Origin of the sequence: Actinomyces sp. B33 (assembly GCF_028437565.1) — a bacterium.
Classification (GTDB): Bacteria; Actinomycetota; Actinomycetes; order Actinomycetales; family Actinomycetaceae; genus Pauljensenia.
On record NZ_JAMRYR010000004.1, the window covers coordinates 227048 to 245317 of the forward strand.

17 protein-coding genes and 1 tRNA gene are annotated in these 18270 nt (G+C 70.1%); 14 read left to right on the forward strand and 4 right to left on the reverse strand.

Annotated features, from left to right (window positions below):
* Window position 1 precedes the first annotated feature (1 nt).
* From M3T53_RS07595 to M3T53_RS07610, 4 genes are all read left to right on the forward strand, one after another.
* Window positions 2–700 (forward strand): N-acetylmannosamine-6-phosphate 2-epimerase, encoded by a 699-nt coding sequence (locus M3T53_RS07595; protein WP_272433895.1) that lies wholly within the window; start codon window positions 2–4, stop codon window positions 698–700.
* A 31-nt stretch (window positions 701–731) separates the two neighbouring features.
* Complete coding sequence (locus tag M3T53_RS07600; RefSeq protein WP_272433896.1) at window positions 732–2174, forward strand: alpha/beta hydrolase fold domain-containing protein; 1443 nt, start codon at window positions 732–734, stop codon at window positions 2172–2174.
* Between the two features lie 44 nt (window positions 2175–2218).
* Window positions 2219–2998, forward strand: a complete 780-nt coding sequence (nagB, locus tag M3T53_RS07605) for a glucosamine-6-phosphate deaminase (protein ID WP_272433897.1) — start codon at window positions 2219–2221, stop codon at window positions 2996–2998.
* A 124-nt stretch (window positions 2999–3122) separates the two neighbouring features.
* A complete protein-coding gene (locus tag M3T53_RS07610; RefSeq protein WP_272433898.1) occupies window positions 3123–4208 on the forward strand; it encodes a UDP-N-acetylmuramate dehydrogenase in 1086 nt (361 codons plus the stop codon).
* A 177-nt stretch (window positions 4209–4385) separates the two neighbouring features.
* On the opposite strand, the gene M3T53_RS07615 is transcribed toward M3T53_RS07610, so the two are convergent.
* The 4 genes from M3T53_RS07615 to M3T53_RS07630 form a co-directional block, all read right to left on the reverse strand.
* Entirely contained in the window at window positions 4386–5558 is a 1173-nt protein-coding gene (locus M3T53_RS07615) for an adenosine deaminase (protein WP_272433899.1), read from the reverse strand.
* The gene (locus M3T53_RS07620) at window positions 5558–6364 is read right to left on the reverse strand and encodes an alpha/beta hydrolase (protein WP_272433900.1); all 807 of its coding nucleotides are present in this window, start codon (window positions 6362–6364) and stop codon (window positions 5558–5560) included. Before M3T53_RS07620 ends, M3T53_RS07615 begins: the two co-directional genes overlap by 1 nt.
* 147 nt (window positions 6365–6511) lie before the next feature.
* Window positions 6512–7501: an LCP family protein gene (locus M3T53_RS07625; RefSeq protein WP_272433901.1), complete on the reverse strand. Its 990-nt coding sequence runs from the start codon at window positions 7499–7501 to the stop codon at window positions 6512–6514.
* Window positions 7502–7599: 98 nt separating this feature from the next.
* Window positions 7600–8814, reverse strand: a complete 1215-nt coding sequence (locus M3T53_RS07630; RefSeq protein ID WP_272433902.1) for a pyridoxal phosphate-dependent aminotransferase — start codon at window positions 8812–8814, stop codon at window positions 7600–7602.
* Window positions 8815–9095: 281 nt separating this feature from the next.
* Between M3T53_RS07630 and M3T53_RS07635 the strand changes: the two genes are divergently transcribed.
* The 10 genes from M3T53_RS07635 to rplJ all read left to right on the forward strand — a co-directional run bounded on the left by M3T53_RS07635 (window position 9096) and on the right by rplJ (window position 18245).
* Window positions 9096–9168 (forward strand) — tRNA-Trp (locus M3T53_RS07635).
* 32 nt (window positions 9169–9200) lie between these two features.
* Entirely contained in the window at window positions 9201–9497 is a 297-nt protein-coding gene (secE, locus tag M3T53_RS07640) for a preprotein translocase subunit SecE (protein WP_272433903.1), read from the forward strand.
* A gap of 94 nt (window positions 9498–9591) precedes the next feature.
* Complete coding sequence (gene nusG, locus M3T53_RS07645) at window positions 9592–10365, forward strand: transcription termination/antitermination protein NusG (protein WP_272433904.1); 774 nt, start codon at window positions 9592–9594, stop codon at window positions 10363–10365.
* Window positions 10366–10519: 154 nt separating this feature from the next.
* A complete protein-coding gene (gene rplK, locus M3T53_RS07650) occupies window positions 10520–10951 on the forward strand; it encodes a 50S ribosomal protein L11 (RefSeq protein ID WP_272433905.1) in 432 nt (143 codons plus the stop codon).
* Window positions 10952–11018: 67 nt separating this feature from the next.
* The gene (gene rplA / locus M3T53_RS07655; RefSeq protein WP_272433906.1) at window positions 11019–11735 is read left to right on the forward strand and encodes a 50S ribosomal protein L1; all 717 of its coding nucleotides are present in this window, start codon (window positions 11019–11021) and stop codon (window positions 11733–11735) included.
* 540 nt (window positions 11736–12275) lie between these two features.
* Window positions 12276–13031, forward strand: a complete 756-nt coding sequence (locus M3T53_RS07660) for a helix-turn-helix transcriptional regulator (RefSeq protein ID WP_272433907.1) — start codon at window positions 12276–12278, stop codon at window positions 13029–13031.
* Entirely contained in the window at window positions 13028–14215 is a 1188-nt protein-coding gene (locus tag M3T53_RS07665; RefSeq protein ID WP_272433908.1) for a MalY/PatB family protein, read from the forward strand. Before M3T53_RS07660 ends, M3T53_RS07665 begins: the two co-directional genes overlap by 4 nt.
* Before the next feature lie 62 nt (window positions 14216–14277).
* Window positions 14278–15762 (forward strand): Na+/H+ antiporter NhaC, encoded by a 1485-nt coding sequence (gene nhaC, locus M3T53_RS07670; RefSeq protein WP_272433910.1) that lies wholly within the window; start codon window positions 14278–14280, stop codon window positions 15760–15762.
* A gap of 482 nt (window positions 15763–16244) precedes the next feature.
* A complete protein-coding gene (locus tag M3T53_RS07675; protein WP_272433911.1) occupies window positions 16245–16913 on the forward strand; it encodes a hypothetical protein in 669 nt (222 codons plus the stop codon).
* 810 nt (window positions 16914–17723) lie between these two features.
* Window positions 17724–18245 (forward strand): 50S ribosomal protein L10, encoded by a 522-nt coding sequence (rplJ, locus tag M3T53_RS07680; protein ID WP_272433912.1) that lies wholly within the window; start codon window positions 17724–17726, stop codon window positions 18243–18245.
* The last annotated feature ends 25 nt before the right edge of the window (window positions 18246–18270 follow it).

Genomic DNA, 18270 nt, shown 5'->3' on the forward strand with positions numbered 1-18270 from the left:
GATGACAGCGGACGTCATCGAGAGGATGCGCGGCGGCCTCGTCGTGTCGTGCCAGGCGTACCCGGGAGAGCCGATGCGCCACCCGGAGACCATGGCGCAGGTGGCCCGGGCCGCCGAGCTCGGCGGGGCGACGGCGATCCGCTGCCAGGGCCTGGCCGACATCTCGGCCATCAAGGGGCGGGTGAAGATCCCCGTCATCGGCCTGTGGAAGGAGGGCGACGAGGGCATCTACATCACGCCGACGCTGCGTCACGCCCGCGCCTGCGCGATGGCCGGCGCCGACGTCGTCGCCATCGACGCGACCGGCCGCCCCCGCCGCGACGGGCTGACCTACGCGCAGACCGTCGAGCGCCTCCATGACGAGGGGATCCTCGTCATGGCGGACTGCTCGTCCTTCGAGGACGCGCGGGCCGCCGTCGAGGCCGGCAGCGACATCGTGTCGACGACGCTCGCCGGCTACACGCCGGACCGCCCGAAGACCGACGGCCCGGACCTCGAGCTGCTCGCCGAGATCGTCGCCGCCTTCCCGGACGTCCCGGTCCTGTGCGAGGGCCGCGTCCACACGCCCGAGCAGGCGGCCGCCGTGATGGAGGCCGGCGCGTTCGCGGTCGTCGTCGGCACGGGCATCACCCATCCGACGTCCATCACCCACTGGTTCGCCCGGGCCATCGGCCTGGACGTCGAGGCGCCGACGCACTGAGCGGCCGACGAGGACGGGGGAGGATCACGCGATGACGTGGCAGTACCGGGTGGCCGGCGACCGTCGGCGCGAGACCCTGATCGTCGTGACGCGGCCCCCCGGTCCCGACGCCGCAGCGCCGTCGACGGGGCGGGAGCGCGCCGAGGACGCGATCCGGGCGGTCATCGGGCGCTTCGGCGAGGCTCGGAGGGTCGTCGCGCTCGACGGCGGCTGGCCGGGGCCCGTGGCGCCGGGGCCCTCGACGGACGAGGACGCGTCGGCGCGCGCGCTCGCGGAGTTCCTCGCCCTCCAGGCCGGGGAGTCGCCCGGCGGACGGGTCGTCGTGTGGGGCGTCGGCGAGGGCGCGGGCGCCGCGCGCCGGGCCGTCGCGCTGGTCGCGCCCCTCGTGCTCGCCCTCGTCGTCGACGATCCCGGGCGCGACCCCGACGGGCCGGCGGCCCGGGAGGACGCGGCGGGCGCGCTGCTCGTCGATGCGGCCCGCGCCGACGGCCTCGACGCCGCGGCCGCGTTCCTCGACGGCGCCGAATCCGATGCGCCCGCGCCCTTCCTCGACGAGGAGACGCGCCGCCTCATGGACCCCCTCCCCCCGGTCGACGGGCTCGACTACGAGCAGCTGCGACGGCGCGGCGACGCCATGTCCGTCGACGCGCGGATCCCGGAGGGGCTCGACCGGGACGTCCTGACGATCGGCGGGGTCCCCACCCGCAGGATCGCCCGGCGGGGCGCGCCCGTCGGCTGCGCCGTCGTCGTCGTCCACGGCGGCGGGTTCGTCTGCGGACGTGCGGCCGGGGAGGACGAGCGGTGCGCCGACCTCGTCGTCGACTTCACCGACCGCCTCCTGGGAGCAGGGGCGACGACGGTCGCGACCTACGCGCCCGACTACCGGCTCGCCCCCGAGCACCCCCATCCGGTCGGGCGCGACGACTGCGCGGCCGTCGTGCGCGGCGTCATCGCCGCCCACCCGGGCGTCCCCGTCGTCCTGTACGGCGACTCGGCGGGAGCGGGCATGGTCAACCAGGTGCTGACCGTCCTCGACGACGCCGAGCTGGACGCGGTGAGCGCCGTCGTCATGCTCGAGCCGTGCCTGTCGCCGGCGCTGTCGTCCCTGTCCTTCGCGGACTTCGAGGACGGGCCGATGTGGCCGCGCAGCGTCGCCGAGTCCTCGTGGCGCCACTACTGCCGCGACGGCGCCGCCTCGTGGGAGGTCAACGCGCCGATCCGTCGGGTCGGGCCCGGGTTCCCGCCCGTCCTCGTCGTCGTCAACCCCGTCGACCCGCTGCGCGACGAGGCGGTGGCGCGCGCCGGCGAACTGATCCGCGCGGGCGCCCGGGTCGAGGTCCACTGCTACGCGGGGACCCGTCACGGACTGCTGTCGGTCCCGGGGACGAGGATCTGGGAGCGCGTCAAGTCCGACATCATCCGCTTTCTCGGCGACAATGCCGACATGACCGGCGTCGTCGCCGATCCGCACTGACCGCATCATCCGCCCGCAGGGCGGCAACGAATAGGAGACCGAATATGAGGATCGCGATTCTTCCGTCCGAGCAGGAGATCGCGCGGGTCGCGGCCGACCGCATCTGCCGCGTCTACCGCGACAAGCCGGACTTCGTCCTGGGGCTGGCCACCGGGTCGTCGCCGCTGCCCCTGTACGCCGAACTGGTGCGCCGCTACGAGGCGGGGCTCATCTCCTTCGCCCGCGTCCGCTCCTTCAACCTCGACGAGTACGTGGGCCTGCCGCGCGACCACGTCGAGGGCTACGCGAACTTCATCCACCGCCACCTCGTCGACCTCGTCGACATGCCCGAGGGAGCCGCCCACGGTCCCGACGGGTGGTGCGAGGACCTGGAGGCTGGGGCGGCCGCCTACGATCAGGCGATCCGCGACGCCGGAGGCATCGACATCCAGGTCCTGGGGATCGGCTCGGACGGGCACATCGGCTTCAACGAGCCGGGCGGCTCCCTCGCGTCGCGCACCCACGTGGGGGTCCTGACGGATCAGACTCGGCGCGACAACGCCCGGTTCTTCGACGGCGACCTGGACGCGGTGCCGACCCACTGCGTCACCCAGGGGCTGGGGACGATCATGGATTCTCGGGCTCACGTGTTCATCGCGACCGGCGAGGGCAAGGCTCAGGCGGTCGCCGAGATGATCGAGGGGGGCATCAGCGCCCGCTGGCCCGCCTCCGTCCTCCAGTCGCATCCGGACGTCCTCGTCCTCATCGATGAGGCGGCGGCCTCGAAGCTCGAGCTCGCCGACTTCTACCGCGAGGTGTGGGAGAAGGAGGGGGCGTCGGCCTGACGGCCCGACGACGCACGAGGGACCCGCGCGCCGCTTCGGCGTGCGGGTCCGCCGCATCGGGGCGGCGGTCGGCGGGGGATAGAATCGCCTCTGCCACGACCGGCGGCCACCACCTGGGAGAGCGATGAACACGACCCTCGCGGACCTGACGACCCTGCGCGTTGGCGGCCCCATCGGCGAACGCGTCCGGGCCGAGTCGCTCGACGCCCTCGTCGCCGCCGTCCGGCGGGCCGACGACGCGGGGGCCCCGCTGCTCGTCCTCGGCGGGGGGTCGAATCTCCTGGCCTGCGACGCCCCCTTCGACGGGCTCGTCGTCTCCGACGCGCGCCACGACATCGACGCCTCCGACGCCGACGGGGGCCGCGTCCTCGTCACCGCTTCCGCCGGCACCCCGTGGGACCTCCTCGTCTCGTGGGCCCTCGACCGGGGATTGTCGGGCCTCGAGGCGCTCTCGGGGATCCCCGGCACCGTCGGCGCCGCCCCCGTGCAGAACGTCGGCGCCTACGGACACGAGGTCGCCGACACCCTCGTCTCCGTGCGCGCCTGGGACCGCCTGGAGCGGCGCCTCGTCGCCTTGTCCCGGGCGGACCTCGGCCTGGGCTACCGCACGTCGATCATCAAGCGCTCGACCGGGCACGGGGGCGCTCTCGTCCCGGAGGGGGGAGCCTCCTGGGGGCCGACGGGCCGCTGGGTCGTCCTCGACGCCTCGTTCCTCCTCGACCGGAGCGGACGGTCGGCCCCCGTGATGTATCGGGAGTTGGCGACCCGCCTGGGGATCGAGGTCGGACGGAGCGCCGACGCGCGCCTCGTCCGCGAGACGGTCCTCGCCCTGCGCCGATCGAAGGGCATGGTCCTCGATGCCGCCGACCACGACACGTGGAGCGCCGGCTCGTTCTTCACCAACCCGATCCTCGACGAGGCGGGGGCGGCCCGGCTGCCCGAGGACGCGCCGAGGTTCCCCCTGGGCGGCGGGGACGTCAAGACCTCGGCGGCTTGGCTCATCGAGCGCGCGGGGTTCTCGCGCGGCTGGTCGCTGCCGGGGTCGGCGGCCTCCCTGTCGACCAAGCACGTCCTCGCCCTGACGAACCGGGGCGGGGCGAGCGCCGCCGACGTCGTCGACCTGGCGCGCGCGGTCCGCGCCGGCGTGGAGGAGCGCTTCGGGGTGCGCCTGGTGCCCGAGCCCGTCGGGGTCGGCGTCGACTGGGGGTAGCGACTCGGCGTTCTCCCCGTGTCCGGTGCTCACACGCGCAGACGATTCGTGTGTGCCCGACGGCCCTCCGCGTACGTCGGCCCTGACCGGGGAGCGCTCCTCGGCCGCTCAGGAGGCGGCGGGGGGGGGAGCGGGTTCGCGCGCGTGCGCGGGCCGACGAACCCGATCCGGCTGGGCTCAGTCCGGCGGGCTCGACGCCGGCGGCTCCGCCAGCCAGGCGTCGATCCGCGCGCGCCACACGGCCTTCGACGACTCCGGGGCCAAGGAGGCGTCGACGGACTGCCGGGCCAGGCCCGCCAAAGCCGCGTCCGACAGGCCGAACACGTCCCGGGCCGCCTCGTACTGGGCGAGGAGCCGCGAATGGAAGAGCAGCGGATCGTCGGCCCCCAGGGCCACGGTCGCCCCGGCCTCGATGAGCAGCGGGAGGGGAACCTGCGAGAAGTCCCGGTAGACGCCCAGGTGGACGTTCGACGTCGGGCACACTTCGAAGGCGATCCCCGCGTCGACGAGCCGGGCGAGCAGGTCGGGGTCCTCGGTGGCGCGCACCCCGTGCCCCAGGCGCACCGGGCGCAACGAGGAGACGACGTCGAGGACCGACTCGGGGCCGAGGAGCTCGCCGCCGTGGGGCACGGCCGCCAGGCCCGCCCGCTCGGCGATCCGGAACGCCGGGGCGAAGGCGGGCGTCGTCCCCATCCGCTCGTCGTTGGACAATCCGAAGCCGACGACCCGCGCCTGCCCGGCGGGGGCGTCGGCGTACTGGGCGGCCAGGCGGGCGAGGACGCGGGCGTCGAGCGGGTGGCGGATGCGCGAGGCGGCGACGACGATCCCGATGTCGACGCCGGTGGCGGCCGAGGCGAGCCGCGCCTCGTCGAGGACGATCTCGAGGGCGGGGGTGATGCCCCCGACCCAGGGGGCGTACGAGGTCGGGTCGACCTGCATCTCGAGGCGCACCGACCCCTCGGCGGCGTCGTCCTCGGCGGCCTCGCGGACGATCCGGCGCATCGCCGCCTCGGAGCGCACGAGGTGGCGGGCGGCGTCGTAGGAGCGCTGGAAGCGGAACCAGCCGCGCGCATCGGCGGGCACGGTCAACGGATCGAGGTCGAGGAGGTGGGCGGGCAGGCGCACCCCCTGGGCCGCTGCCATCTCGAGGAGGGACGCCGGGCGCATGGCGCCGGTGAAGTGGAGGTGGAGGTGGGCCTTGGGCAGGCGGGCGAGGTCGCGGCGGCCCGCGGGAGTGGGGGCGGGCTCGGTGAGGGACGGCTGGTCCGCGGATTCTGGCCGGGACGGGGCGCCCGGGGCCGCGGGGATCCCGGGGAGGGCGGGCCGGCGCCCGGCGGGGGAGGGGCGCATCAGCGGTCGGCGAGCCAGGCGAGGATCTCGCCGATGAGCTCGGGGCCCTCGGGCTCGTTGAGGACTTCGTGGTAGGCGCCGTCGACGATGCGCAGGCGGATGTCGGCGTCCGGATGGGCGGCGACGGCGGCGGCCACGAGGCGGCGCGACCCGTCGAGGTCGGCGAGGGCGTCGTCGGACCCGTGGACGACGAGCAGGGGCCCGCGCATCCGGTCGGCGCGGCGCAGGACCTCGTCGCCGTGGAGGATCATCGTCGCGCCGGTCAGGAGCGGCACCCCGCCCTTCCACGTCAGGGGGTCGGCGTCGAAGGCCTCCTGGACGCGCGGGTCGCGCGAGAGGACCGAGCCCCGGCGGGGGGCGGTCGGCTTGGCGATGAGGCGGGGGGCGAGGCGGGCCAGGGGCATCAGGGCGCGGGCGGCCCCCGCGGGTATCGCGGGCAGGGGGCGGACGGCGGGGCCGGTGAGGACGGTGGCGCGCACGCCATCGGGGTCGAGGATGACGGAGGCGGCGGTGATGAGGCCGCCCATCGAGTGGCCGAAGAGGATCAGGTCGTCGGTGCGGGCGTGGGCGACGGCGATGCGGCGCATGTCGCGGTGGTCGGCGATGAGCCGTCCGACGTCGACGGCGGCGCGGGGGCCCTCGGACTCGCCGTGCCCGTAGTGGTCGTAGAACGCGATGTCGTACCCGGCGGCGACGAGGGCGTCGTGCAGGGGGAGGAAGCGGCCGGAGTGCTCGGCGTAGCCGTGGGCGAGGAGGACGGTCCCCCGGGGGGCGTCGGTGTCGGCGTGTCGCGTGCGCAGGTGCATGGGCTCATTGTGTCAGGCGCTCGCGGTCGGCGCAGCGCCCCCGCGGGGCCGGGCCGGTGCCCTGCCGCACGGCCCGGGGGACCGCGGCGCGGGCGCGCTCGCATGGCGGCCGCCCCGGGTGCGGGCGGGGGTGGCCGGGCGGACGGCTCAGGCGACGGGGCCGGAGCCGAGGGAGTCGATCTCCGGGTGGCGGTCGAGGTAGGCGCCGACGGAGTCGGACTCCCACGCCTCCATGAGGGAGGCGAGTGCCTCTTCGTCGAGGGAGACGATCGACTGGCCGTCCTCGGACGTGCCGGTGCCGGTGAAGGGGGCGGTGAAGAACCGCACCGAGTTCGACCGCACCCCGGTCATCTCGGAGGCCAGGGAGAGCAGGGCGGAGGCGTCGAGGCCCTGGTCGACGGCGGAGTACTTGAGGACGATGGACACCATCTCGGAGAGCCTGCCGGGGTCGGTGAGGACCGACTTGCTGAAGACGCCCTGGAAGATGGCGCGCATCCAGGCCTGCTGGCGACGGACCCGGTCGAAGTCGCCGCGCGGCAGGGAGTGGCGCTCGCGGACGAAGTCGAGCGCCTCGGATCCGGTGTAGGTCCTCACGCCGTCGTGGGAGGCGATGGAGACGCCGCCGAGCACGTCGGTCAGGCGCTCGAAACTGGTGAAGTCGGTGACCATGAAGTGGTCGATGGTCGTGCCCGTGAGCTGCTCGACGGTCCGGATCGTCAGGTCGGGGCCGCCGTAGGAGTAGGCGGCGTTGATCTTGGCGCGACCGTGGCCGGGGATGTCGACCCACGAGTCGCGGGGGATGGACATGACGTTGACGCCCCGGCGGTCCCCGGTGATCTGGACGAGCATCATCACGTCGGAGCGCTGGGCCCCGGCCCGCCAATCGGTTGGGTCGCCGCCGGATTGGCGCGAGTCGGAGCCGAGGACGAGGAAGGTCAGGTCGTCGCCCCGGGCATCGGATTGACCGGATCGGGGCGAGGCGGGGGCGGACTGGGCAGAGGCGCCGAGGGAGGTGTCGATGTGGCGGATCTGCGAGTCGATCGCGTGGCGCGCGGCGAGGAAGGCCGCGGCGGCGCCCGCGAGGGCGAGGGCGAGGAGAACGGCGAGGCCGATGAGGGCCTTGCGGCCGGCGCTCATCGGTTTCCTGGCGACTGCTGCGGATGCCGCGCGCGCCCGCGCGCGAGGGGTGGGCTCGCTCACTCGTTCCTCCCGTGCGGCGTTGTTCGACGGCCTGCTCATCGGGCTTCGGCGAGGAGGGCCTGGATGCGGCCGACGCCTTCGACGAGGTCGTCGTCGGACAGCGCGTAGGACAGGCGCAGGTAGCCGGAGGGGCCGAAGGCCTCGCCGGGGACGACGGCGACCTCGACCTCGTCGAGGATCAGGTCGGCGAGTTCGGCGGACGTCGTCGGGATCCTCCCGCGGATCGTGCGGCCCAGGACGCCCTCGACGTTCGGGTAGGCGTAGAACGCGCCCTTGGGCGTGGGCACGTCGAAGCCGTCGATCTCGCGGAGCATGGAGACGATGCGGCGCCGGCGCCGGTCGAAGGCGTCGCGCATGGCGTGGGCGGCGTCGAGGGGGCCGGAGACGGCTTCGAGGGCGGCGCGTTGAGCGACGTTGGAGACGTTGGAGGTCAGGTGCGATTGGAAGGATGTGGCGGCTGCGACGACGTCGGCGGGGCCGATCATCCAGCCGACGCGCCAGCCGGTCATCGCGTAGGTCTTCGCGACGCCGTTGAGGACGAGGGCCTGGTCGGCGAGGTCGGGGACGAGGCGCACGATGTGGCCGGGCTGGGCGTCCTCGTACAGGAGGTGCTCGTAGATCTCGTCGGTGATGACCCAGATGCCGTGCTCGAGGGCCCATTCGCCGATGGCGCGGGTCTCGTCGGGCGTGTAGACGGCGCCGGTGGGGTTGGACGGGGAGCAGTGGAGGAGGACCTTCGTGCGGTCGGTGCGTGCGGCTTCGAGCTGGTCGACGGTGACCTTGTAGTCCTGGTCGGCGCCGGCGAACACGGGGACGGTGACGCCGCCGGCCAGGGCGATGACCTCGGGGTAGGTCGTCCAGTAGGGGGTGGGCAGGAGGGCCTCGTCGCCCGGGTCGAGGAGGGAGGCGAAGGCCTGGAAGACGGCCTGCTTGCCGCCGTTGGTGACGAGGACCTGGGCGGGGTCGATCTCGTAGCCGGAGTCCCGCAGGGTCTTCGCGGCGATGGCCTCGCGCAGGGCGGGCAGGCCCGAGGCGGGCGTGTAGCGGTGCATCGCGGGGTCGGAGGCGGCGGCGATGGCGGCGGCGACGATCGGGCTGGGGGTGGGGAAGTCGGGCTCGCCGGCGCCGAATCCGATGACGGGGCGGCCCTGGGCCTTGAGGGCCTTGGCCTTCGCGTCGACGGCGAGGGTCGCGGACGGGGTGATGGAGGAGAAACGGGCGGAGACGCGGGAGCGGGGCGTATTCGTCATGGGACCATCGTCGCACGAGGCGGAGCGGGAGGGCGCGCGCTTGGGCGTCGGACGCCGATTCTCGTCCGAGGAGCCGGGTCGAGCGGGTGCTGGACGGCTGGGGTCGCGCGCGGGCGGGGCCGGGCCGTCGCCGGGGAATCGGACCGGCTCGCCCGCCGTCGGGGACGGGCGGGCGAACTTCGCGAACTCGGGCGGGGCGGGCGGGTCGATCCCGGGTCGGCGAGTTGGACACGTGGGCCCGCGTTCCCTACACTCTGTCAGGCGAGCTGATGGCTCGCAGTAGGGCAGTGGCGCAATTGGTAGCGCACCGGTCTCCAAAACCGGCGGTTGTGGGTTCGAGTCCCGCCTGCCCTGCCGGTTCAGGTATTTCGAGCGGGGAGGACCGCATGAGCGACATCAACGCCGTCAGCGGCGATTCGATCCCCAAGGATCGCACGAAATACGGTGCGACGCCGTCCCGGAACCAGGCGGGCTCCGCCGGCCAGGAGAAGCCGAATATCCTGCGCAGGATCTGGCTGTTCATCTCCCAGGTTGTCGAGGAGATGAAGAAGGTCGTCTACCCGACGCCGAATGAGACGTGGACCTACTTCACCGTGGTCATCGTTTTTGTGGTGGCAATCATGGCGTTCACCGGGCTTTTGGACTTCGGATTCGGTAAGCTGAGCGCATTGATCTTCGGCTGATGCCGGTTGACCCGCCCGCAGGACACTGCAGGCGGGTTTCTTGTCCGGTCGACGCCGCCGACTGCCGCGTTCAGCGGCGTACAGGAGGACACCCGTGAGCGAGGACACCACCCCCACCGAGATCGAGTTCGATGACGAGGCCGTCCGGGACGAGGAGCAGGCGACTCCGGAGCCGGTCGACGCCGACGCCCCCTCGGCCGACGAGGCCCCCGCGGCCGGCGCCGCCGACGAGGCAGACGCCGAAGACGCCGCGCAGGAGGAGAAGGACCCGATCGAGCAGCTGCGCATGAGCCTGTACACCGGGCCCGGCGACTGGTACGTCATCCACACCTATTCGGGGCACGAGCGCAAGGTCAAGGCGAATCTCGAGCAGCGCATCACGAACCAGAACATGGAGGACTCGATCTTCGCCGTCGAGGTCCCCGACGAGTACGTCATGGAGTATCGGGGGACCGCGAAGAAGCGGGTGCGCCGCGTGCGGATCCCCGGCTACGTCATCGTCTGCATGGACTTCAACGAGGAGTCCTACCGGGTCGTCAAGGAGACCCCCGCGGTCACGGGCTTCGTCGGCGACCAGCACAACCCGGTGCCGCTGTCGATCGACGAGGTCGTCATGCTCTTGACGCCGAACGTCCTCGAGGCGGCCGCGGTCGAGGCCAAGCAGGGCCCGGCTCCGGTTCAGGAGATCGCTCTGGCCTTCGAGCCCGGCGAGGTCGTCACGGTCACGGACGGCCCGTTCGAGGCGATGACGGCGACGATCTCGGAGATCATGCCCGAGACGCAGAAGCTCAAGGTCCTCGTGACGATCTTCGAGCGCGAGACGCCGCTCGAGCTGAACTTCGACCAGGTGGCCAAGCTCGAACAGTGACGTCGGGCACCCGGACTTGGGATGGGGTCCGGGGCGCGTTACGATCAGACTTTGTGCGCAGTGGGCTCAGTGCGCCCTCGTGCGAGCGGCCCGCGCATGACCCGTACGGCATCCGCCGTCGCGGGAAAACAGTAGAAAGACCCGGAATAATCACATGGCACCGAAGAAGAAGGTCACCGGCCTGATCAAGCTTCAGATCGCAGCCGGCGCCGCCACCCCCGCTCCGCCCGTCGGCCCGGCCCTGGGCCAGCACGGCGTCAACATCGTCGAGTTCACGAAGGCCTACAACGCGGCCACCGAGTCGCAGCGCGGCTCGATCGTCCCCGTCGAGATCACCGTCTACGAGGATCGCTCCTTCACGTTCGTCCTCAAGACGCCCCCGGCCTCGGAGATGATCAAGAAGGCCGCCGGCCTGCAGAAGGGCTCGGGAACCCCGAACACCGTCAAGGTCGGATCGATCACGATGGATCAGGCCCGCGAGATCGGCCAGGCCAAGATGCAGGACCTCAACGCCAACGACGTCGAGGCCGCCGCGAAGATCATCGCCGGCACCGCCCGCTCCATGGGCATCACCGTCGAGGACTGACCTCGGACTCACCCAGTGGTAGGGCAAGCGCAGCCCGGTACCCACGACTGCAAGGAGAAGAAGCAGAATGACGAAGCGCTCCAAGAGCTACCGCTCCGCGGCGGAGAAGATCCACGCGGACGTCCCGTACGCCCCCCTCGAGGCCATGAAGCTGGCCAAGGAGACGTCGGTCACCAAGTTCGATTCGACCGTTGAGGTCGTCTTCCGACTCGGTGTCGATCCTCGTAAGGCGGACCAGATGGTCCGCGGCACCGTCACCCTGCCGCACGGCACCGGCAAGACCGCCCGGGTCTTGGTCTTCGCCGTTGGCGAGCGCGCGCAGGAGGCGATCGACGCCGGGGCCGACGAGGTCGGCGGCGACGAGCTCATCGAGAAGGTCGCGAAGGGCTACACGGACTTCGATGTCGCCGTGGCGACCCCGGACCTCATGGGTAAGGTCGGCCGTCTCGGCCGCGTCCTGGGCCCCCGCGGCCTCATGCCGAACCCGAAGACCGGCACGGTGACGATGGACGTCACCAAGGCGGTCAAGGAGATCAAGGGCGGCCGCATCGAGTTCCGCGTCGACAAGCACTCGAACCTCGCGTTCATCGTCGGCAAGGCCTCGTTCACGGCCGAGCAGCTCGCCGAGAACTACGCCGCCGTCCTCGATGAGGTCCTGCGCCTCAAGCCGGCCTCCTCGAAGGGCCGCTACATCTCGAAGGCCACCGTGTCGACGACGATGGGCCCCGGCATCCCGCTGGATTCCACCAAGACGAAGAACGTCGCTTCGGAGGACGCCTCCTGATCCGTACTCGGAGCAACACGAGCGGGCTGAGTCATCGACTCAGCCCGCTCGTGTCCGTCTGGGAGCCGTGGTCGTCGGGGGTCCCGGGGAGGAGGCGTCGGCGTGCGAGAGGTCCGGGGCGCGGGGATCGTCGGCGCGGGCCGGGTGGGAGCGGTCGTCATCGGCCTCGGGCGCGGCCGCGGGGGTCGATGTCCGAGTCCGACGAGTCTCTTCGAGTGATGAGAGGCCGCGGGGCTTATCGGGGTTCTGTCCTGTTCGCGGAGTGCGGGGCCGAAAGATCCGGGTGAATCGATCAGGGATTCCTTCTGTCGGGGGGATTCTTTCTTCATCGTCTTCTGGAGGGGAGGGGTCAGAAGCGGATCGTCGGTGGTCGGCGGTGGGCGCTGCATCGACAATAGCCTTCAACAAGATGTTGAGTAGTCTCATCGAATGGGCTATGTTTTAGTTCAACAAAATGATGAAGTCATGGTCGGTCTTTCGTAGAAGACGAGCCGACCGCGCGCCTCATGGGAAAGCCTCAGCGCCGAGGAAGGACAGGACATGCCCACAGATGCCGCCCACGACCAGCGCGGACAGATCCTCAATGCCCTGGCGCAACTCGTTGCCCCCCTCGCCCAGGCGGTTCCCGGGCGCGCCGAAGTCGTCCTCCACGACCTCTCACTCCTGCCGAACTCGATCATCGCCATCGACGGAGACCTCACGGGGAGGAAGCCCGGCGACCCGGCCACCGATCTGCTCCTCGAGCAAATCGCCAGCGGACGCTTCGAGACTCGCATCGGTTACCGCACGATCTCGCCGACCGGACGACATCTGCGCTCGACCACCATCGTCATCCCAGACCCCTCCGGTCTGCCTATCGCAGCGCTGTGCCTCAACTGCGACATCACCGATTGGACGGCCATCGCCACCCTCGTCCGCTCGATCGTCGAAGGAATAGGCGAGGAATCCTCCGCCTCCGATACGCCGGTCCCGGCCGCCGATGAGATCTCGGACCAGCCTCCCGTGCTCAACGCATCCCCTATCGAACGCGTACCCCGGCCGAGTAACGCGCGCGACAGCGAGGCCTTCGTTCACGACGTCGACGAACTCGCCGCCCATCTGCTGCGCCAAGCCGTCGAGGAACAGGGACTGGCCGTCGACGACATGCGCAAAGAGCACAAGCTCCGCGCCGTCGCCTCGCTCAAACGCCGAGGGTTCTTCCTCCTGCGCGACGCGGCCGAAACCGCCGCCGCGGCGCTGGGCGTCACCCGATTCACGATCTACAACTACCTCAACGAACTCGGTGAGGACCAATGAGCACCAGCCCCCGATTCGACGAGCACCTCGACCGATGGGGCACCCACAGCGCCAAATGGGACCTCCTCGCCGCCGACCTGGGGCCCGACGCCATCTGCCTATCGGTCGCCGACATGGAACTGCGCACCGCCCCCTGCGTCAGCGACGCCGTCATCGCCGCCGCGCGGCACTCGAACTACGGGTACACCGAGATCTTCGACGACTTCGCCGACGCCGCCGTCTTCTGGCAGCGCAGCCGCCACGGATGGGGAATCTATAGGGAAGACGTCCTCTTCTACCCCAGAGTCGTCCAATGCGTCGCAGCTCTCGTCAACGTCGTCCTCGCCGACCGCGGCACCCCTCCGGTCGTCGTCACCCTCGACCCGGCCTACGGCCCCCTTATCGACGTCGCCCGAGCCTCCGGAGCCCGCATCCGACGCGTCCCCCTCGTCTTCGACGCGGAAGGACGGGCCGGCCTCGACGTCGACTCCCTCGACGGCGCCATGAATGGGGCCGACCTCCTCCTATGGTGCAACCCGCACAACCCCACCGGCCGAGTATGGGCCTCGGACGAACTCGCCGCAGTCGCCGACATTGCCCGGGCTCGGAACGTCCTCATCCTCTCCGACGACATCCACGCCGACTTCACCCGCCCAGGACGCGCCGCCTACACCCCCCTCGCGAGCATCGCCCCCGACCTGTACGAGGACGGCCGACTCGTTCACTGCGCCTCCCCTGGGAAAACCTTCACCACGGCGGGACTCGAAGCAACGGCGATCCTCGTGCGAGGCGAGACCCGACGCGCCCTCGAGGCGGCCAAGCGGCGCATGGGCCTGCACAACCCGACGTACTTCGCCGTGCCCGCCGCCATCGCCGCCTGGACCCAAGGAGGCCCCTGGGTCGACGAGCTCGTCGCCTTCATCGACGCCAACCTCACCCGCGCCGTCGCCCGCTTGCGGGAGGGCCTCCCCGGTGCGACCGTCACCGACCCCGACGGCACCTACCTCATCTGGGTCAGCGCCCCCGGCCTCATCGTCGGCGACAACCACCTTGCCGACATCCGCGCCCGCTCGCGCGTGGCCGTCAGCCCGGGCATCGATTTCGGTCCCTCATGGGACCGCTGCTTCCGCATCAACACGGCACTGCCGACCCGAGAGCTTGACGCCGGCCTCGACCGTCTGATCACCGCTATCACCACGCGGTGAACCGGGCCTCGCATCGCCGCGACGCCCCTCGCCGCCCATCCCGCAACAGAAAGGACCTCCCCATGACGACCCCGCGCACCGGTGCCGCCGCTCCTGCGCCCGCAGACGGAACCCGCGTGCACCGCCGACCCACCCTCATCGAAGCTGCGATCCCCGTCATCACCCTCATCGTCCTCCTCGGCGCCGGGTACCTCATCGCCGAACTGCCCGTCGAGCCCCTGCTCATCGCCACCGCCGTCGTCGCCGGCCTCGTCGCCTGGCGCCTCGGCTACACATGGGACGAGATCATGGGATCGATCGCCGAGAAGATCGCTAAGACCATGCCCGCCGTCCTCATCCTCATCAGCGTCGGCATGCTCATCGGCACATGGATGGCCGGCGGCACCATTCCCATGCTCATCTACTACGGCTTGACGATCATCAACCCGCAGTACCTCGCGCTCATCGCCCTCGTCGTCACCGCCATCGTGTCGATCTGTACCGGCACCTCCTGGGGCTCGGCCGGGACCGTGGGCGTCGCGTTCATGGGCGTCGCCGTCGGCATGGACGCGAACCTTGCGATGGTCGCCGGGGCCGTCGTGTCCGGAGCCTACTTCGGAGACAAGCTCTCGCCCCTATCCGATACGACGAACATCGCGTCCCTGGCGACCGGCGTCAACCTCTTCATCCATATCCGCCACCTCCTGTGGACGACGATCCCGTCGTTCCTCGTCGCCGGAGCCGTCTACCTCGTCTTCGGGCTGAACGCGCACGGCGGCGAGGTTCCGGAGAAAGTCGGCGTCATCCTGTCGACACTGGACGCCGCCTTCGACTGGAACCTCCTGCTCCTGCTGCCGGTCGTCATCGTCCTGGGCGGGTCCATGTGGGGAAAGCCGACGATTCCGGTGATCCTCCTGTCGAGTGCCACGGCGATGCTCAACGCCGTGGTATTCCAAGGGATCGCCTTCAAGAACACCGTCGTCGCGGCCGTCAACGGCTTCTCCGTGGAGATGGTCACCGCGCCGGGTTTCGACGCCGAGACGGTGATCGAGGACGTCACGCGCCTGCTCAACCGCGGCGGCATGAACTCGATGATGTCGGTTCTGCTCATCTGCTTCTGCGCGATCACCTTCGCCGGAGTCGTCTCCGTGTCGGGGTCGCTCGACGTGCTGATCTCGCGACTGCTCGCACCCGTGCGCTCAACGTTCGCCCTCATCGCTGCGACGGTCGTCACGGGACTGGCGACCATCGGCATCACCTCGAATGGACAGGTGTCGCTGCTCATTCCCGGTGAGATGCTCCGCGGCGAGTACGTCAAGCGGGGTCTGGATCCGAAGAACCTGTCGCGCACCATTGAAGATTCGGCGACCCTGTGGGAGCCGATCCTGCCGTGGACCTCTGCGGGAGCCTATATGGCGGGGACTCTGGGGGTCGCAACGCTGAGCTATCTGCCGTGGGCGGTGTGCAACTGGATCGCCATCGGCTTCGCCCTGCTGTGGGGGGCGACGGGGATCGGGATCGTGAGGTTGTCGCCCGAGCAGCAAGGAGCGGTCGTCGCTCGTATGTGAGCGCGGAGCCCTGATCCGACGTGCAGCCAGGCGATGTCGGAGGAGGGAGGGTGAGGAGCCCTGAGAGTGCGCGTCGGCCGTCCTCGCACGGCCGACGCGCACTCTGTGCCGTACGACGGCCGCGTATATGACCCTCATGCGCCCCGGAGGGGGAGGCGGAGGCCGGATCGGTCCATGCGAGAGCGTTTTCTCTGGTCGAATCCCACTCGACAGTTCTCGTGGCGTGCGTCACATATTGGTGCGCGAATGGGGGATTCCTCCCTGAATATGGGTCGGGAATGGCCCTGGCTATTCCCTGATGCGTGGAGAACTCGATGCTTCTTTCAGTGTTCTTTAGGGATTCTCGTCTATTCATTATGGCAGTCCGCACCTATTTTTATTCAGTCTTCTTGGAAAAGGATGTTCTCTGTACACTCGCGCCTGTCCGTGAATGGTGATCGCGACGAATAATCGCCGCGATTCGATATGTGATGAGGATATGGATGATGAATATGACGAAGAACAGCATGGTCTCCTCGTGGGGCCGCTCGTCGGTCCGGCGAATTGCGGTCGGCTCCCTGGTCGGATTGATCCTCGCTACTCCCGCGGCCGCAATCGCCGCGCCGGTCCCGCAGCTCCCGGCTCAGCAGGTCGCTGCGCATGCGGCTGCGCACGAGTATTCGAGGGTGGAGGCGATCGTCCAGGAAAAGGGGCTCGCGGAAAGGGTCGAGGAGAAGAAGGCGGAGGTCCAGGCCGCGTGGCAGAAGCTTCGAGACCTTGCGCAAGGGATCGACGAGCTTCGAGCGCGGAAAGAATCCGCCGAAGCGCGGGTTCAAGTCGTTGTAGAGGAGCAAGAGGCCGTAGAGCGTGAATTAGATACTGCGAGGGGGCGACTGGGAATTGTTCAACAAAGGCTTGAGCATGCCGGAGAAAAGATGGTGAGTGAGCATCCGGATGTCACTCAGGCGAGACGCAGGGTCCAGCTGGCTGAAAAGAGTGTGGAGAATGCCAAGGCTCGTAGCGACAAGGCGCTGAGTGATGCTATCGCGGCGCAGAAGGCTTTTGAAGACGGAATTGCTTCCGCCGAGCAGGGGGCTAAAGAAACTCGTCTCACCGATCTCCTCGCCGAGCTGAAGAAGCTGAAGAAAGATCTTCAGGCGTCGGACCGATAGACAGGAGAGGCGCTCCGGGTCAGGGCGATCGCCGGTCGCGCGAGGAGGAGGCTGTGCGTCGCAGGAGCAGGAGCACTGCGAGTGCAGTGGCCGGTTGTCGAGGGATCATCCCCGCACAGGTGTGAAACATCGTCGGTGATGAGCCTCGCATCGCCCCGATCCGGGTCGTCCTCGCACAGAGCGGCATCGAATCGTCCTCGCCTCCATGAGGGGATCGGATGGGCCGGGGCCTTGGTCAATGGTTCGCCTGGGCAGGCGCGTCGTGCGGAATGTCCGCGGGGCTTCCTCACTGGAAGGCGCTGATCGTTGGGGCCTGCGTCCTGTTCGATGGGTGGGGCCTGCGCATGAGCGTAGGCCCCACCTGTCATCAGACGAGTCCGCGATGCGCCGGTGTTCTCAGGGGGCGTCGGTGAGCCTCGATCTCGCGTCCCTGGGAACACCCGTTCCTGTGGCGCCATCTAGGGATCTCGGTCCTCGGGTCCCGACATGCCCCCCGTGGCGTCGTCCGGGCGGGACGGGATGGGGCAGGTGGGGAGGGCTTCCCTTCCCGTGGCGTCGTCCGGGGCTGACGGAGGTTCTCCTGTGGAGGAGTGTTCACTGCCACACGCTCCGGCTTGGAGTGGGGCGTCGGCACTGGTAGGTTGTTTCTTGCCGAAGACCGTCGGAGTCCCGGGTGACCGGGAGGAAATGCGCGAGCAGCCGACGCAGGTGAGTGAGCCCCGTCAGGGGCGCCGGACGTCATCAGCCCGACACGATCCTGCGTGTCGGGCTTTCGCATTGTCCGGGGGTCACTGATCTGGAAGGAGGACCATGGCGAGGTCTGACAAGGTGGCGGCAGTCGCCGAGCTCGTGGAGCGATTCCGCGAGAGCGACGCTGTTCTGCTGACTGAGTATCGCGGCCTGACCGTCGGCCAGCTCAAGGAGCTGCGTCGCGGACTGGGCGACAACGCGAGCTACGCCGTGGTGAAGAACACGCTGGCGCGACTGGCGGCGCAGGAGGTCGGTCTCGACTTCCTCGCTGAGGACCTGACGGGTCCGACCGCCATCGCCTTCGTCTCCGGCGAGCCCGTCGAGGCCGCTAAGACGCTGCGCAACTTCGCCAAGGAGAACCCGAAGCTCGTCGTCAAGTCCGGTGCGATGGACGGCGCCCCGCTGTCCGCCGAGGCCGTGAGCAAGCTTGCTGATCTGGAATCCCGCGAGGTGCTGCTGGCCAAGGCCGCAGGCGCCCTCAAGGCGAAGATTTCGCAGGCGGCGTACGCGTTCAACGCGCTCCCGTCGAAGACGGTGCGCACCATCGAAGCCCTGCGCGTCAAGCAGGAAGAAGCGGCCTGACGAGACAGGCCCTGCGTCCGATCGG

Excerpts from the sequence above, each read along its gene's own strand:
- M3T53_RS07595 (WP_272433895.1), top strand. The coding sequence starts at position 2 with ATGACAGCGGACGTCATCGAGAGGATGCGCGGCGGCCTCGTCGTGTCG.
- M3T53_RS07600 (WP_272433896.1), top strand. The coding sequence starts at position 732 with ATGACGTGGCAGTACCGGGTGGCCGGCGACCGTCGGCGCGAGACCCTG.
- nagB (WP_272433897.1), top strand. The coding sequence starts at position 2,219 with ATGAGGATCGCGATTCTTCCGTCCGAGCAGGAGATCGCGCGGGTCGCG.
- M3T53_RS07610 (WP_272433898.1), top strand. The coding sequence starts at position 3,123 with ATGAACACGACCCTCGCGGACCTGACGACCCTGCGCGTTGGCGGCCCC.
- M3T53_RS07615 (WP_272433899.1), bottom strand. The coding sequence starts at position 5,558 with ATGCGCCCCTCCCCCGCCGGGCGCCGGCCCGCCCTCCCCGGGATCCCC.
- M3T53_RS07620 (WP_272433900.1), bottom strand. The coding sequence starts at position 6,364 with ATGCACCTGCGCACGCGACACGCCGACACCGACGCCCCCCGGGGGACC.
- M3T53_RS07625 (WP_272433901.1), bottom strand. The coding sequence starts at position 7,501 with ATGAGCGCCGGCCGCAAGGCCCTCATCGGCCTCGCCGTTCTCCTCGCC.
- M3T53_RS07630 (WP_272433902.1), bottom strand. The coding sequence starts at position 8,814 with ATGACGAATACGCCCCGCTCCCGCGTCTCCGCCCGTTTCTCCTCCATC.
- secE (WP_272433903.1), top strand. The coding sequence starts at position 9,201 with ATGAGCGACATCAACGCCGTCAGCGGCGATTCGATCCCCAAGGATCGC.
- rplK (WP_272433905.1), top strand. The coding sequence starts at position 10,520 with ATGGCACCGAAGAAGAAGGTCACCGGCCTGATCAAGCTTCAGATCGCA.
- rplA (WP_272433906.1), top strand. The coding sequence starts at position 11,019 with ATGACGAAGCGCTCCAAGAGCTACCGCTCCGCGGCGGAGAAGATCCAC.
- M3T53_RS07660 (WP_272433907.1), top strand. The coding sequence starts at position 12,276 with ATGCCCACAGATGCCGCCCACGACCAGCGCGGACAGATCCTCAATGCC.
- M3T53_RS07665 (WP_272433908.1), top strand. The coding sequence starts at position 13,028 with ATGAGCACCAGCCCCCGATTCGACGAGCACCTCGACCGATGGGGCACC.
- nhaC (WP_272433910.1), top strand. The coding sequence starts at position 14,278 with ATGACGACCCCGCGCACCGGTGCCGCCGCTCCTGCGCCCGCAGACGGA.
- M3T53_RS07675 (WP_272433911.1), top strand. The coding sequence starts at position 16,245 with ATGATGAATATGACGAAGAACAGCATGGTCTCCTCGTGGGGCCGCTCG.
- rplJ (WP_272433912.1), top strand. The coding sequence starts at position 17,724 with ATGGCGAGGTCTGACAAGGTGGCGGCAGTCGCCGAGCTCGTGGAGCGA.